We start from the raw sequence: 339 nt of genomic DNA, 5'->3' as shown, positions 1-339 counted from the left end.
AGCAGGGCGTCGAGTATCGCACGGCGGTGTTCCCCTGGGCGGCCAGTGGTCGGGCCCTGGGTGCCGGCCGCAGTGAAGGTAAAACCAAGCTGATTTATCGCAAGGAAAACGATCAGCTGTTGGGCGCCGGTATTGTCGGGTTGAATGCCGGGGAGTTGCTGGGTGAGTTGAGCCTGGCGCTGGAGTTCGGCGCCTCGGCCGAAGATCTGGCGATGACGGTGCACGCGCATCCGACCTTGCACGAGACGGTGGGCCTGGCCGGGGAGTTGGCGGCCGGAACCATTACCGATTTGCCGAATCCGTTGGCCAAGAAGAAGTAGGTCGGATTAGGCCGCAGGC

At 63.4% G+C, this 339-nt stretch carries 1 pseudogene; it reads left to right on the top strand.

Going from position 1 to position 339, the window contains the following annotated elements:
* A pseudogene (locus B3187_RS09685) lies at nucleotides 1-320 on the top strand (dihydrolipoyl dehydrogenase); the annotation flags it as partial.
* Nucleotides 321-339 lie beyond the last annotated feature (19 nt).

It is taken from the genome of Marinimicrobium sp. UBA4209 (assembly GCF_002381585.1).
Classification (GTDB): domain Bacteria; phylum Pseudomonadota; class Gammaproteobacteria; order Pseudomonadales; family Cellvibrionaceae; genus Marinimicrobium; species Marinimicrobium koreense.
Note: the sequence above shows the minus strand (reverse complement) of the source record. Positions and strands in the feature narration are given on the sequence as shown.